General features: G+C 54.7%; 9 protein-coding genes. 2 read left to right on the forward strand and 7 right to left on the reverse strand.

Features of this window, described 5'->3' with window-relative positions:
• Positions 1-42: 42 nt before the first annotated feature.
• The 7 genes from smbP to EBAPG3_RS07560 all read right to left on the reverse strand — a co-directional run bounded on the left by smbP (position 43) and on the right by EBAPG3_RS07560 (position 6,945).
• On the reverse strand, positions 43-411 hold the full coding sequence (smbP, locus tag EBAPG3_RS07525) for a small metal-binding protein SmbP (RefSeq protein WP_161493778.1): 369 nt from the start codon (positions 409-411) through the stop codon (positions 43-45).
• Positions 412-600: 189 nt separating this feature from the next.
• Complete coding sequence (locus tag EBAPG3_RS07530; RefSeq protein WP_040851939.1) at positions 601-1,635, reverse strand: methyltransferase; 1,035 nt, start codon at positions 1,633-1,635, stop codon at positions 601-603.
• A 92-nt stretch (positions 1,636-1,727) separates the two neighbouring features.
• Positions 1,728-2,201 carry a PAS domain-containing protein gene (locus tag EBAPG3_RS07535; RefSeq protein ID WP_004176761.1) on the reverse strand — a complete coding sequence of 158 codons (474 nt, stop codon included), beginning with the start codon at positions 2,199-2,201 and terminating at the stop codon, positions 1,728-1,730.
• Between the two features lie 18 nt (positions 2,202-2,219).
• Positions 2,220-2,723 (reverse strand): SRPBCC family protein, encoded by a 504-nt coding sequence (locus tag EBAPG3_RS07540; protein WP_004176764.1) that lies wholly within the window; start codon positions 2,721-2,723, stop codon positions 2,220-2,222.
• A 543-nt stretch (positions 2,724-3,266) separates the two neighbouring features.
• Positions 3,267-3,455, reverse strand: a complete 189-nt coding sequence (locus EBAPG3_RS07545) for a hypothetical protein (protein WP_004176766.1) — start codon at positions 3,453-3,455, stop codon at positions 3,267-3,269.
• Positions 3,456-3,750: 295 nt separating this feature from the next.
• Positions 3,751-5,712, reverse strand: a complete 1,962-nt coding sequence (locus tag EBAPG3_RS07550; RefSeq protein WP_151898880.1) for an AsmA family protein — start codon at positions 5,710-5,712, stop codon at positions 3,751-3,753.
• Positions 5,713-6,219: 507 nt separating this feature from the next.
• Positions 6,220-6,945, reverse strand: coding sequence for a Crp/Fnr family transcriptional regulator (locus EBAPG3_RS07560; RefSeq protein WP_004176770.1), 726 nt, complete (start codon positions 6,943-6,945; stop codon positions 6,220-6,222).
• 318 nt (positions 6,946-7,263) lie between these two features.
• Between EBAPG3_RS07560 and EBAPG3_RS15160 the strand changes: the two genes are divergently transcribed.
• Entirely contained in the window at positions 7,264-7,545 is a 282-nt protein-coding gene (locus EBAPG3_RS15160) for a hypothetical protein (RefSeq protein ID WP_040851944.1), read from the forward strand.
• Positions 7,546-7,599: 54 nt separating this feature from the next.
• Positions 7,600-16,278, forward strand: a complete 8,679-nt coding sequence (locus EBAPG3_RS07570; RefSeq protein WP_004176777.1) for a glycoside hydrolase family 94 protein — start codon at positions 7,600-7,602, stop codon at positions 16,276-16,278.

A 16,278-nucleotide genomic window follows, 5' to 3' on the forward strand; every position in this document is an offset into this window, starting at 1 on the left:
GTGAGCCTGCTGGGCACGCGGTAAACCGCGTGCCCAGCAGGCTTATTTGGATTGATCTTTCTCACGCAAATGAACGGAAGCTCTCTCCACCGCTTCAACAGCTTCCTGTGTATGCCCTTCCTTGGCTTCCTCGATGGCTTCTTCGATTTCTTCGAAGACTTCCTTATCGTGTTCCGCCTTCTGGTGCTCACCGTATATGGGCTTCTGAAGATGGGTATAAGGGTGATCCTTATTCTGTTCGATCAACTCCTTTCTGGCTTCTTCGGTATGCCTGAGCACACCTTTTGCGCTGCCTTCCTTTCCACTTTTAATCGCCTCCTGCAGATGCTCACTGGCGTTCTTGCCATGGTTCTCTTCCGCATGAAGCAGGGGAATACTTGTGGCAAGGCCCATTGCTATGCCATAAGTCAATATTTTTCCTGAAATAGTCATGATGAGACGGTTAGAATAATAAATTTTAGACCTTTGATTCCCCGGACTGTTTCAATTTCATGAAATGAATACCGTCCAAGTATACGGAGAAGAATATCCGGATCACGCATTAACTCTCCGGACTTAAAGTCGCCTCTTTCGCTTCAATTCTTCAAGTCCGGCAGGCTGCTAGGGCTTGACACCGGTAACGATGGAGTAATGCCCGAAAGCGGGATAGGCCTGTATGACATCAAATCCTGCATCCTGCAACATCTTCGATAATTCGGTACCCGAGTAGGATTCCCCCTCCGTCCATCCCATCATGAGCATGCTATATGCTGCGGGAGCGAAAGGGCCGGTTTTTTCATCGTTGTAAAGCACATCATGGATGATGATACGTCCGCCGGGCTGCAGACTCTTGAAGCTTTTCTCGGTAAGAAACTGGCCTCGCTCCGCAGGCCAATCATGGTAGATATTGGAATAAAAATGGAGATCGGCTTCGGGAAACGGATCGTTCCACATGTCCGCAACATGGGTTCTTATGCGGCTCTCCAAGTCATGCCGGACAATGAATTCTTGAGCCACCTCGCATATCGGCTCCAGGTCCAGAACCAGCGCGCGTAGATCTGGCAGCTTCAATACCGCTCCGATCGAGTGAGCGCCTGACCCCCCGCCGATGTCGAGCATCATGCGATGACTGCCGAGATTCAGGGTACCCGGCCACGCAGTGGCCAATGTCAGGCTGATGCTGTGCATTCCACGGGTGAATCTCCGCGCGAGCTCGGCCTGCTCTTCATGAGATTTGTAAATGTCGCCGCCCCCGTAGGCTTGGGGGGAATTCGTCAGTACAGCTTCTTCCAGGCTCGCATAAGAGAAAACCTGGGAATTATCGATCATCATGTCCCAGAAGAAGCCAAAATAATTGGGACTTTTTTCGAGGAGGTAGTCTTCCGAGCGTGCGGTAAGAGAATAACGGCCATCCTGCAGCGAAAGAAAACCCAGCGCTGTGGCCGCTGTCAGGATAGCCTCGGCCGGGCGTCGCTGAATGTTGAGGGCTTCACAGATGGCGGCCAGCGTACGCGCACCTTCCCCCAGCAACGAAAAGACTTTCAAACGGTGGGCTATCAATAGTGCCGGATACCCGTAAACCGCGAACGCGACGTCCCATAAGGCCCGATCGTCTGATCGGGGTGCTTCAAAGCTTACAGGCGATTGTGGGGTCATAGGGTTCCTCTTTTACCGTGGTTGATTAACTTGACTGGCAAATGGTTGCATGGATGCGCGTGATACCGCCGGTTTCCCGCTCACAAATGGAATCAGGGCCTTGGCAGTAACGAAGACAAGAATCGCCGGGTATCGGCTTCCTGCTGCAGCTTGAACTTCGAAATCATGTCCCTGTTCCGGTTCACGTCGTACTGGATGCCAAGATAATAAATAAGCCTCCCTTCGCCATCAAAAAGGGGAGTGAGCGCCAGGTGGTTAAAAAAAAGCTCCCCATTCTTTCGATAGTTACGAATGGTGACTTCGACGGGTTGGCGATTTTCGATCGCCTGCCTCATTATGAAACGCGCTTCCTGTTCCCGGTCTTTTCCTTGGAGAAAACGGCAGTTGCGTCCGAGAATCTCCTCCTGGGAGTATCCTGTCATCGCCTCGAATTGCCTGTTGGCATAGATGAGCGGACTATCTTCCTGATCGGGATCCACCAGCGTGATGCCGTTAATGGAGCTGTCCAGAATTTGCGACAGAATTTGCGGGATCAATCCGGGGTCTTTTTCAACCACAAAGGCCATTTTTTTCTCCTGGACAGTTTAGTGGGATGAAGCGTTCGATGAAGCCGCGGCCTGTTTGCCAGCTTCCGTTAATTGTTTCAGATTTCTAACCGTACGTTCGGCACCTTCCTGAACCACCACGCGGATCAGTTTCTCGAAAGGGCGCATAAAAATCTGGATTTCACTCAATTCAAAAGTAAAGATCAACTCAGCCGATTTGCCGGAATTAATCTCCCGCAACTCATAGGTGCAACGAAAAGGGTCTGAAACGCCGGCAAAGCCCAGGCGTTTATCACGCTCATAAACATTAATGGTAAATCTTGTTTCCGTACGGCGTCCCTGGTCAATGCGTACCTGCCTTGCTATCGTTCCCAATTTCAAAGCTCCATCGGTGATGCGTTCAAGTTCAATGACCTCGGGGGACCATTTCGGATAATTTTCAAAGAATCCGTCGCCCAAATACCTGAATATCTCGGCTGGAGGACGTTCGATTAAAATCCTCGCCTTCGCTATCACAGGTTCCCTGGAACCTAAATTGAACATGCTTCATGCTCCTGCGCTTTAGCCTGAGGGCTACGGGTTGGACTTCAATTGGGTAAAATATAGTGTTGCCGGTGACGGCTGATTTATGGCTGCGAACGAAACAACAGCGAGTCATCAAATATTTCTTGCGCCTTGATAAACATAGCTTACCTCAGACCGCAGAGCTTTGCTACTTATGGAGACATACCGCAATATTCAGGAAACATGGCCTGCACGAGGGTGATGAGGGAGCCAGCCCGTATCGTGTATGGAGGAGGATTTCCCCCCGCTTGCCTGGCTTGGTGCTACTTGGGAATTTCCTTTTCTTTACATTTCCTTCTAGGGTAATTTACCTTATCAATAGATATTCTGGCGACTGCTTTGTCGTGAAGCGGGGAAACGGGCACCGCGAAGAAATATAACAACCGCGTTTGCCCCCACGCCTTATTCGCTTTGGAGTTGCACTTCCGACCGAAGACTGCCGTATGCGGTTGCGCTCCTCCGCATCATGGTACCCCGCTATGCACCCGAATTTTACATACGCTGCTCCTTCCAGCCGTCGATTCAAGATGATTTTTTCGAGTCTCTACCTGAGCCGGATTTCTTTCCGCCACCGGATATCTTGTTTTCCGTTGCCCAGGCACGCCGCTCCGCTTCTTCTTTGGGAACGCCGCGTTTCTCATACCCTTCTTCAATATGCTCTGCCTGTCGTTTCTGTTTATCCGTGTAGGATGACTTGTCGCCTCTCGGCATGATGGGCCTCCTGTACATAATATAAAATTTTCGATAAAGTCACGCTCGAATGCTATGCGCCCACTTTCCATGGGTGGTGGCAAAGCCGCCCGCGATTAATCTCCATCAATTGCCGTTATTATTCCGTGCGCTGGCCCACATATCGGCCAACCAGCGATCATTATTTGACCTTAATAATCCATCAGGCAGGCTCTGCCGCTTGCGCTAGGCTGGTAAGTTTGCGGTCATTTTCGCCGCTGGACCAGGCCAGGGACTTCTCCCTACCGGCAAAACTATCTCGCAACTTGTCTCGCCATCATCTCGCGTTCTGAGCATCTTTTTTCTGAGGGGGAAGCGGCTTCTTCACCGCGGCAATCAGTGCCCTGCAATTGTGATCCTCACCGGGGCCTGTTTCGATCAATGGAATCAGCGAAGCGAGGGGCGTCGCGAAAACTCCCAGCAGCACTGCCGCACCGACGCGGATAGCCAGCATTTTGTCTGGATAAATTTTGGGCTCCTTGAAGGTGCCGGAGAGATGGACTGGCGTACGGAGACTCACAATACTGAAGTCTTTCGGCTCGGGAGACAATTTCATTTTTATGGTTTCCTCGGCAAGGTTTATGTGACCATCCCCCAGAATATTGGTATCCGTTGTGTCAATGACGAAAGCCTCGCTCTTCATCAGACCCTTCTTTATGTCGAAGTCGGCTACGGCGCAGCGTACCTTCACATTTTTATCACCGATCACGAGGAATTTAAGAATCTCAGCCCCGTCCAGTCCCACGATTTCCAGCATCATGTTACTGATCCAGCCCCCGGACATTATCAATCCGAAGCGGCCGTCTGCCGACCCCAGAAGCGTGCCCACGGATTTCCCCCGGCTCTTTATGCGCGCCCGGCCGCCAATCAGGCCCAGGCTTTCGTGCGTGAGTTCCATCTTGGGAAAAAGCTTCGGCAGTTGTAATCTTTTGACATCGACTTGGGCTTCCGCTGCTGGGGGATCGCTGCGGGCATTCACCGTGACATCCGCATTGATGCTGCCTCCCGCTACGGTGAAGTCAGCATCAAGCACCATCAGACCATTATCGATCCTGGTGTGCGTTACCAGATGCTCCACCGGCAAATCTTTATTGAGAATTGATACGCCGGTAAATTTTATGTCGGCATCCATCGCCCGCAGGCGATCCACCCTGAACTCCTGATCGGGCAGGAGACGATCGCGCTGGGCCGCCATGGAGGCTTTTTTCTCCTGCTTTTCTGCCGGACTGTCTTGTGGTTGCGGCCCTTTTCTGGCGCCGACAAACCCCCTCAGATCTTCCAGATCAAGAACTCTGGATATGACATCTCCGCGTAGCATGGGGCGCTCGCCTCCCGTATCAAAAAGAATACTGCCGCCCAGATCGCTTTTACCGACCTGCCCGGAAAATTCCTTCAGTGACCATTCGGTTTTTCGATGCAGAAGTCTCCCCGATATCCGATATGGAGGCGAGGGAAAAACCACAATTCCTGTTATGGGATAAAGAGCCGATAAATCATTTCCGTCCAACTGCAGTTTCAGATCCATTGCCGACAACGCCTGAAGCCCGGTAATGGTGCCGTCAAACGCAGCATGGGTGGTCCCGATTCTGGCATTTCCCCTGATAGGGTAGGGGAGATTTTTATCCATGAGCGATATGACTTCACCTCCATGGACCTGCGAGGTAAATTCCAGGCTCGTGAACTTGCCCTCGGCCACTATATTGAGGGGTGTTTCGCGCGCATCAGCCGATGCCGAATCCGTCGCTATTCTTGCGGTTACGTCAGTCTCCGTCTTTGGATCGCGAAAGATGAGCTTACCCTGATCAATCATGAGCCTGCCCATTTTTGGGAGTTCCGTTTCCTTTTCCTCCTTTTTGAAATCCCAGTTGCGCTTGCCATCACGGTTTTTTTCAAGGAGAACTTCCGGCCGGGATATCGATATCTCTCGCAGGACGATTTCTCCACCGAGCAGTTTCCATGGGTTGATACGAAATGAAAGCTTATCGATAGCAAGCATGGGCTGTCTGGTGCCCCAATCAGCGTTGGCGAGCGAGAGTCTCTCCATGCTGATCTTCGGGGTGAATGACAAGCTGACATCGAGATTGCCCCGGATCATGAATACACGGCCGGTTTTTTTCTCGACTTGCCGTTCGACATATGGCTTCAGCATGTTCCAGTCGAACAGGGAGATGGCCGCCGCAGCGATGATGAATATCGCGGCGAAGATAATCAATATTTTTCCGGAACGAGGAGAGCTCATGGCCGGCGGGATTTGTGATTAAAAGAGTACCGAGGGAGTCGTTTGACATAAATACGGAACGGTACCTCGCGAATGTCCTAAACGAATTCTAGTTTTTTCAGCATGTGTGGTCGGTACGTCACCACACACATTTCATTTTTCCATGGGATGCGTGGCTGCGTTGCAACGCCCTTGAAGGGGGAGGTCCCGCATACCGGGATCGGGCAGCATGGGGATGCCGCGACTGCATTTTAGGCCGCCTGCGTTCTTCTTCGAGGTTGCGATCCCGGATTATTGCAGCGTCATTAAAGGCGGAGTGAACATCGGGGTAAAACCAGGGATCGGATGGAGCAATTCAGTAATGGTGGGTGCTGGGGGAGGAGGGGAAGAGGGAGCGCGACTTGCCGGGTGTTTTCCCGCGCGCCAGGACAGGCAATATGCCGGCGGCGTTTGCGGGTGAGCCTCGGCGGGACGCATCAATCTATTCGCAATGAGCCTTCATTCCGTCCTCCGGTAACAATTTCCGGGCTAGAATTTCCGCACATCCCAGAATAGACGATCAAATTCTTTTTTTACCACATGGTAGCATTCGCAAACATGTGCTTCCAGCCCAGCTCGGTCGAGCACCATGATATGGCCGCGACGATAGCGAATCATTCCGGCGTTTTGCAATTTGCCAGCGGCTTCGGTAATCCCTTCGCGCCGCACGCCGAGCATACTGGCAATCAATTCCTGCGTCATGGTCAAATCCTGGCACCCCAGCCGGTCCAGCGTTAACAACAGCCACCGGCATAGCTGTTGCTCGATCGTATGATGGCGATTGCATACCGCGGTCTGGGAGATCTGCGTCATCAGCGCCTGGGTGTAACGCAGCAGCAAGCGCTGAACAGGAAGCGCCTGATTGAACTCCTGCACCATGAACCCGGCTTTAACGCGATAGCCATACCCGGCCGTTTGCACAGTGGCCCAGCTTGGGGTGGTTTCACCTCCCATGAAGAGCGAAACACCCAGCATGCCCTCGTTGCCTACACCGGCGATTTCGGAAGAGGCGCCGTTTTCCAGGATGTAATGCAGGGAAACGATAGCTGAAGTCGGAAAATACACATAATGAAGACGGCCGCCGGATTCACATAGAACATCCCCAAGCGGCATATGAATCAGCTCCAGATGGGGTGCCAGACGTTCAAGCTGGGTCGCTTTCAGCGCGGCGAGGAGCTGATTCTGGATGGGCTCAGGGTGATGGGAACTGGGCATTCGCTAGCTTACAGTGGTCTGTAAAAGAGTTAAGCGTGGCCGGAACGACGTTAAATGGAATCAGGGGATTCCACATATGCCGGCTTCTAATTTCTGTCACGGGACTGCTTCCCATACAAGTCATGATAGCACTTCCTCGGCATACTATCTTCTATCGCGCATCCATTTTGTGCGATAGCGTACATACTATGGATGAGCTAAGCCCTATGATCATTTCCGTATTGCCGGGCGGCGGGGATCGGGACCCGCGTCGTCATTGCAGTGCAAAGTTCAACTGTGTAGTCATCGATAGAAAAGCGAAATATGCCTGGCAGCCCCATGCAACCGCTGCATGGGGCAAATCCATTTTTCGACCCACTGGGACCACCACATACTCCGGGAGGGTTTTACCTGGTCCCGGAATCAAAACAAGACGGCGGGACAAGTAACTTCCATAGTCTTGGCGGATGGTTTGTATGGGGTTCCTTGATCCTGGCAACATGGAGAAATTCAATTGAAAGATGGCAGCCTGTCGGGTTTAAAGGAAATTGGCTGCAAAAGCATCCGGCCGATCTCCGTTCTCTCGCTTTCGTGGCGAATGGCATCATTATTGGTCTTTAAAGCTGCTCCCCATCCACATCGGCCGTTCCTGAAATATCCCCGGTCGCACGAGACATGATCGTCTCCAGGCTTCTACTTCCCATTACGGCACGGTTTCGCAAAATCGGAAAACCAGATGTTCCGCTCAGCGAGGAACTGCCTCTGCGGTCCGAGCTTTTTAGCGCCGATCAGATGGAGTTGTATGGTGGAATTCTCGCAGCTTCTCACGAATTATCCTCGGCGCGTGGTACGGATCAGCTTCTCGCACGACTGGATGAGAACAAAAATACGCTGTTCCATATTTGTAGCGTGTTAACCGAAGCGGTAACCGCGGACAAGCCGCTTACACCGGCGGGCGAATGGCTCTTCGACAATTTTTATTTGATAGAAGAGCAGATTCGTACCACCCAGCGTCATCTTCCCAAGAGTTACAGCCGTGAATTGCCTCTTGTCGCGCGTGGGCCATCGGCCAATCTTCCGCGTGTGTATGATATTGCTCTGCAGGCGATCTCGCATGGGGATGGCAGGGTCGATACGGAGAGCCTGAGGCGCTTTGTCACGGCGTACCAGGCTGTCGCCAACCTGCAATTGGGGGAACTATGGGCGATACCCATCATGCTGCGCCTGGCGCTGATAGAAAATCTGCGCCGCGTCGGGATCCATGTGGCGGCCGGCAGGATCGACCGGAATCTGGCGGACGCCTGGGCTGACGAGATCACCAAGATCGCTGAAAAAGATCCCAAGAGTCTGGTTCTGGTCATCGCGGATATGGCGCGGTCTGATCCGCCGATGACCACGCCTTTCATCTCGGAACTGGCGCGGCGCTTGCAGGGACAGGGTCCTACGCTGGCCCTCCCGCTGAACTGGATAGAACAGCGACTTGCGGAATCGAATCAAACGATCGAGCAAATGGTGCAGATGGGGAATCAGCAACAGGCGGCTGACCAGGTTTCCATTTCCAACAGCATTAATAGTTTGCGCATGCTGGGCGCTATCGATTGGCGGGACTTCGTCGAAACCATCAGCGTTGTCGAGCAGACACTGCGAGAAGATCCGAATGGTGTCTATGGTGGCATGGACTTTGCCACCCGCGATTATTATCGCCATGCCGTGGAGCGCCTGGCCAGGGCGAGCTCCGTGACGGAAGTGGAGGTGGCGCGCCATGCGCTCCGGCTGGCACGAGACAGCGCGGCAAAGAACGACGGTGCGGCGAGAGCGCACGTCGGCTTCTACCTGGTCGACAAGGGCTTGCCTGACCTGGAGCAAGCAGCGCATGTAAGCTTGTCAATTCCGGAAAAATTTTCGCGTGCCGGTAGCCGGTACCCGCTCTTCTTCTATGTTGGGGCGATCGCCCTGATAACGGCGGGCTTGACTGCTGCTCTTTTGCTGGAGGCGTATGCCGACGGTGCGGACAAATGGCTGCTAGGGGCGGCAGGAATATTGTCGCTATTTGCAATGAGCCAATTGGCTGTAGCGATTGTAAATTGGGTGACTCAACTCCTGGTGGCACCCCATTCGCTGCCGCGTATGGATTTTTCGGAAAAAATACCGGCGGCATTTCGTACCCTGGTGGTCGTTCCGACGATGCTGACGGGCAACTCCGACGTTCCAGAACTCGTGGAGGCGCTTGAAGTAAGATTCCTGGCCAACCGGGACGACAATCTTTTTTTCGGTTTATTGACCGATTTCCAGGATGCGGACCGGGAAACGCTTCCCGAAGATGAATCCTTGCTGCAACTCGCGCGCGCGGGTATCGAGGAGCTTAATAAAAGGTATGCCAGTACGGCCGAGGATGACATGATTGCCGCAGGCACGGATGGTCCGTTTTTCCTGTTTCATCGGCCCCGCCGATGGAATCCGCTGGAACGACTCTGGATGGGTCATGAGCGCAAACGGGGAAAACTTGCGGATTTGAATGCCCTCCTGCGTGGCGCGGGAAGCGACGCATTCTCCCTGATCGTCGGCAATACCGCCGAGCTGTCCGCGGTGAAATATGTCATCACGCTCGACACCGATACCCAGTTGCCACGAGAAGCGGCTCATCAGTTTGTCGGCTCAATGGCTCATCCGCTGAATCGCGCGCGTCTTGACACCACCTGCGCGGATGGGACCGGCGCGATGGTGACAGAGGGCTATGGAATTCTCCAACCGCGTGTCGCGGTGAGCCTGTCGAGCACAAACCGGTCGCGATACGCATGGCTTTTCGGTGGCGAAGCCGGCATCGATCCGTACACGCGAATTGTTTCCGACGTTTACCAGGATTTATTCCATGAAGGCTCATTCGTGGGCAAGGGCATTTATGACATTGATGCGTTCGAGCAAGCGCTTTGCAACCGTCTTCCAGAGAATCGAATTCTAAGCCACGATCTTCTTGAGGGTTGTTATGCCCGCTCGGGTTTATTGAGTGATGCCCTGTTGTATGAAGGGTTTCCTTCACACTACAGCGCGGATGTGAGCCGCCGCCACCGATGGATCCGGGGGGACTGGCAACTCGCTACCTGGCTATGGTGGCACGTTCCCGGAATGGATGCGGACCGTCATCCCAATCCGCTATCGGCGTTGTCGCGGTGGAAGTTATTGGATAACCTGCGGCGCAGCCTTGTTCCGGCAGCCCTGACGCTGCTTCTCCTGCTGGCATGGATGGCGCTTCCCGATGCATGGTTCTGGACATTGGCAGTCATAGGCGTGCTTGCCATTCCCGCGGTGATAACCGTTATTTCAGATCTGCTGCACAAGCCCTCCGAAATGCCGTTGCGACAGCATATGGTTGCTACTGTACGCGCGGCGGGGCGGCATTTCGGGCAAATATTGTTTGTACTGGTCTGCCTTCCCTATGAAGCCTATTTCAGCCTTGATGCGATTATACGGACCCATGTACGGCTGTTGGTCACACGTCGCCGGCTTCTCGAATGGAATCCCTCCCGTCATGTCGAACGCGAATCGGATCCGGAGGTCGCTGACAAGGCACGCGCCGGTCTCGGGGCGTCCTTCCGGACGATGTGGGTGGCCCCGGCAACCGCCATCGCCGGGATGATTGGAATCGCGATGACAGAACCGGTCGCGTTGATTGTTGCATTGCCGGTATTACTACTATGGGCAGGTTCTCCTGCCATTGCCTGGTGGATAAGCCAGCCATTTCCCCCGCGAAGCACGGAATTGACCATCGGCCAAATCCACTTTTTGCGCCAGGTTGCACGCCGGACATGGTTTTTCTTCGAGACATTCGTCGGCCCGAAGGATCATTGGCTTCCACCGGATAATTTCCAGGAGCACCCCGTCGCGACGATCGCGCACCGCACATCACCGACCAACATGGGGCTCGCGCTATTAGCCAATATTGCCGCTCATGACTTCGGTTATATCGGAGTAGGGCAGCTCATTGATCGTACGGCAAATACGCTTCGGTCGATGGAAGCGCTGGAACGGCACGCCGGTCATTTTTACAACTGGTACGACACGGAAACACGGGCGCCATTGACGCGCTACATCTCCACGGTGGATAGCGGTAACCTCGCAGGTCATCTGCTGACCTTGCGCGCGGGATTACTGGAAGCGGCGGATGGCCCCATCATTGGCAAACAGATATTTCCGGGACTGAACGATACGCTGCAGATTCTGGAGAAAACTGCTGGCGCTCCCGCGAGCTCGCTGGCGCAATTCAAACAGGCGCTTGTGACTGCAACCGGGACTCATCCTTTCACGATCGCAAGTGCAAGAGTCGAGCTTGACCAGCTGGCGGCATGCTCCAGGGCAATCATCGGCGAGATTGCCGAAGAACAGCCCGCTATCAGCCTTGGCGAAGCTCATGAGTGGGCGCAGATTCTGAACAGGCAATGTGAAGATATCCTTGCTGAATTTACCAGCTTTTCATCGCAATTCATGGCGCCCGCTACAAAGACCGGCAGGCATGAAATGAAGCATACGGCGGAAATTCCCTCACTGAGACTTCTTGCGGCGGAAGGAAATGAGCATGCGCGCCAGCGGCTGGATACGCTCGAACACCTTGTGCTTTTGGCGGGCGAAATGGCGCGAATGGAATATGGTTTCCTCTTCAACCACGCGCAACGGCAACTTGCCATTGGATACAATGCCGGTGAACGCCGGCTCGATGCAAGCTATTACGACCTGCTCGCCTCGGAGGCCAGGCTGTGCAATTTTGTCGCCATCGCGCAGGAGGAGTTGCCTCAGGAAAGCTGGTTTGCTCTGGGTCGCATGCTTACAACCGCCGGAGGAGAGTCGGCCTTGCTGTCCTGGAGCGGTTCGATGTTTGAGTATCTCATGCCGTTACTGGTGATGCCGACGTTTGACAACACGCTTCTCGACCAAACCTACAAAGCTGCGGTTGACCGGCAAATTGCATATGGTGAAGAGCGAGGGGTGCCGTGGGGCATCTCGGAATCGGGCTACAATGCTGTCGACGTTCAGTTCAATTACCAGTATCGTGCTTTCGGCGTCCCTGGACTGGGACTCAAGCGCGGCCTGGCTGAAGATCTGGTCATTGCACCCTATGCTTCCATGCTGGCCCTGATGATCGCCCCGGAGGCCGCCTGCCGTAACCTTCAGCAGCTTGCTTCCGATGACCTTGCCGGGAAATTCGGCTTTTATGAAGCGGTCGATTACACGCCATCGCGGCTGCGGCATGGTGAAACACGTGCCGTGGTGCGATCATTCATGGCTCATCACCAGGGCATGAGCCTGCTTTCCCTCGCCTATGTATTGCTGGATCGACCGATGCAACGGCGATTCGAATCCGAGCCATCGTTTCAGGCAACGATGCTGCTGCTGCAGGAAAGGATTCCCAAGGCGTCGGCGCTCCGCTCGCACGCGGCCGAACTCCCGGACATTCGGGTGGCCAAGGAGCTTCCGGACATGCCGATGCGCATGCTTTCGAGTGCCAACACCCCCATTCCCGAAGTACAGCTTCTGTCGAACGGCCGGTATCATGTCATGATCACTAACAGCGGCGGTGGAAGCAGCCGCTGGAAGGATCTTGCGGTCACGCGTTGGCGGGAAGACAGCACATGTGACAACTGGGGTAGCTTCTGTTACCTGCGCGACATGGCGAGCGGGGAGTTTTGGTCAAATACGCACCAGCCCACATCAAAAGAAGCCAAGCGTTATAGCGTTCTCTTTTCCGAAGGACGGGTCGAGTTCCGCCGCCGTGACCTCGATTTCGATACTCACACCGAGATTACGGTATCGCCGGAAGATGACATCGAATTGCGCCGCGTTCGCATCACCAATCGCGCCTGGACGCACCGGACCATTGAGGTCACTTCCTACGCGGAAGTGGTGCTGTCGACACCGGCAGCCGACGCTCAAGCGCCCGCGTTTGGCAACCTCTTCGTGCAGACGGAAATCCTGCACGAGCGGCATGCAATTCTCTGCAGCCGGCGGCCGCGTTCACAGAGCGACCCGGTACCCTGGATGTTTCATCTGATGATGGTACATGATATCGGCAGCGAGGCAACTTCCTATGAGACCGACCGCATGGCATTCATCGGGCGCGGGAATAATGTATCCCATCCACAGGCGATGACAAAAGCGGGGCCACTTTCAGGAAGCGTTGGTTCGGTGCTGGATCCGATCGTGGCCATCCGGCGGCGCGTAAGCCTGAAACCGGGAGAATCCGTGACGATCGATATCGTTACCGGAGCAGGCGATTCGCGCCATGCCGTCATGAACCTGGTGGACAAGTATCAGGATCCGCGTTTGTCGGACCGTGTATTCGATCTTGCATGGACCCACAGTCTGGTTGTATTACGGCAGCTCAACGCGACCGAGACCGATGCTCAATTATTTGGCCGCCTCGCAGGTTCGGTGCTTTATGCCAATGCTTATCTTCGCGCCGACGGCGCTGTTTTGAGCAAGAATCAGCGCAACCAGTCAGGGTTATGGGGATATGCCATTTCGGGCGATCTGCCGATCGTGCTGCTCCAGATCAGCGATGCCGCCAACATCGATCTCGTGCGTCAGTTGGTGCAGGCGCATGCCTACTGGCGCTTGAAAGGGCTCGCTGTCGATTTGATAATCTGGAACGAGGATCATTCGAGCTATCGGCAGCTTCTGCACGATCACATCATGGGATTGATTGCCGGCAGCGCCGAAGCTCATGTGCTGGATCGACCAGGGGGTATTTTCATCCGTCGCGCCGAGCAGATCGCCGCCGAGGATCGTATCCTGCTGCAATCTGTTGCACGCGTGATTATTCTCGACAGTAAAGGTAATTTGCCGGATCAAATAGCGCGCCGGATCCCCGGGGAATTGCCAACTCCGCATTCGAGGTGGGAGCCGGAGCGCCAGCCGGATATGGTGCAAAACATTACACCTCCTCACCGCCAGCTTCTCTTCGACAACGGGTATGGAGGGTTTACTGCTGATGGGCGCGAATACATTATCACGACCCGGCGGGATCAAACGACCCCTGTGCCTTGGTCAAATATTCTGGCAAATTCACAATTCGGGACCGTCATCTCCGAGAGCGGCCAAGGCTACACCTGGGGCGAAAACGCCCATGAGTTCCGCTTGACGCCATGGAGCAATGATCCGGTTTGTGACGCCGGGGGAGAAGTTTATTACTTGCGCGATGAAGAAAGCGGTTATTTCTGGTCGCCGGCGCCATTACCCAAGCGTGGAGCGACGCCCTATGTTTCGCGCCATGGGTTCGGTTACAGCGTTTTCGAGCATACTGAACGCGGTATTACTTCCGAGCTCTGGGTTTATGTGGCGCTCGATGCCCCGGTAAAATTTGCCGTATTGAAAGTTCGCAATGAGTCCGGCAGGTTGCGCAAGCTTTCGGCAACCGGATGCGTCGAATGGGTATTGGGTGATTTGCCGGAGAAAAGCAGGATGCATGTCGTTACCGAAATCGACGCCGGAAGCGGCGTCTTTCTCGCGCGCAATCCCTATAGCAATGAGTTCTCGGGGCGCGTTGCTTTTTTTGATGCCGATGAGACGGTACGCAGTGTGACCGGCGATCGAACCGAATTCATTGGCCGCAATGGGGGATTCAAAAATCCGGCGGCGATGATGTCGGCGGACGCGCTTTCCGGGCGTGTAGGTGCGGCGCTTGACCCCTGTGGCGCCATCCAGATTCCATTCGAGCTGCTGGATGGCCAGTCGCGGGAGATAAGCTTTTGCTTGGGTGCCGGACTTGATGCCGATGATGCCATCAAGCTCGCGCAGCGCTTTCGTGGAGCGGCCGTGGCACGTGAAGTTCTGGGGAGCGTACACCGGTATTGGGGGCGGACACTGGGCACTATACAGGTAGAAACGCCTGATCCATCTGTCAATGTGATGATCAATGGGTGGCTTGTATATCAGGTGCTTGCGTGCCGTTTATGGGGGCGTAGCGGATACTATCAATCCGGGGGGGCTTTCGGATTCCGTGATCAATTGCAGGATGTGATGTCGCTGGTTCACGCCGAGCCCGCGCTTGTACGCGAGCACTTGCTCCGTTCATCGTCCCGTCAGTTCATTGAAGGCGATGTTCAGCACTGGTGGCATCCGCCGGGAGGCCGCGGCGTTCGGACCCGCTGTTCGGATGATTATCTCTGGCTGCCCCTGGCGGTATGCCGGTATATTGCCGCTACCGGCGATATCGATGTGCTGGACGAATCCATGCCCTTTCTGGAGGGCCGCCAGGTTGGCGCCGATGAGGAGTCATACTATGATTTACCGGTTCGTTCTGAACAAGTTGCGAACCTGTATGAACATTGTGTGCGCGCAATCGTGCACGGCTTGCGATTCGGCGAGCACGGTCTTCCGCTGATGGGTAGCGGTGATTGGAACGACGGTATGAATCTGGTCGGGTTCCACGGGCGCGGCGAGAGTGTCTGGCTGGCTTTTTTTCTGTATGACGTGCTCATGCAATTTTCCAGCCTGGCCCGGCGGCGGGGCGATCCGGTTTTTGCTACACGCTGCAAGAAGGAAGCGAGCCTGCTGCGCAGGAATATCGAACGGCACGGGTGGGACGGTGAATGGTATCTGCGCGCTTTCTTCGATGACGGTTCTCCGTTGGGTTCATCCAGCAATCCTGAATGCCGGATAGACTCGATTGCGCAGAGCTGGTCGGTATTGACCGGAGCAGGTGCGGGCGAGCGCCAGCGTCAGGCAATGGCGTCTGTGGACCGGCATCTTGTCCGCCGGGACGCCGGCCTGATTCAGCTTCTCGACCCGCCGTTTGATCAATCAACCTTGAATCCGGGATATATAAAAGGCTATGTCCCCGGTGTGCGCGAGAACGGCGGCCAATACACGCATGCAGCCATCTGGGCAACCATGGCATTTGCCGGATTAGGTGATCATGAGCGCGCGTGGGAATTGCTGGCAATGATTAATCCCGTGAATCATGCGCGCACGCCGGAAGCGACGGCAATCTATAAAACCGAACCGTATGTTGTGTCGGCCGATGTTTATGCCGTATCTCCTCATACCGGGCGTGGTGGATGGTCATGGTATACCGGTTCCGCAGGCTGGTTGTATCGGCTGATGCTGGAAACACTGCTGGGCCTGACTCTGGAGGAGGGAAAGCTGTATTTCAAACCCTGTTTGCCGGCGGACTGGGAAACGTTCACGGTGAATTATCGCTATCGGGAAACAGTCTACCGTATTACCGTCTTGCAGATGGCCGGCGGGGAGGAAGAAGAGAGCCTCACGATTGATGGGGTGACGCAACACGATCTGTTCATCGCGCTGGTTGACGACCGCTTGCAGCATAATGCCCAGGTCCGGCTGGCAGCCTGCCGGATTTGA

It is taken from the genome of Nitrosospira lacus, assembly GCF_000355765.4.
Classification (GTDB): domain Bacteria; phylum Pseudomonadota; class Gammaproteobacteria; order Burkholderiales; family Nitrosomonadaceae; genus Nitrosospira; species Nitrosospira lacus.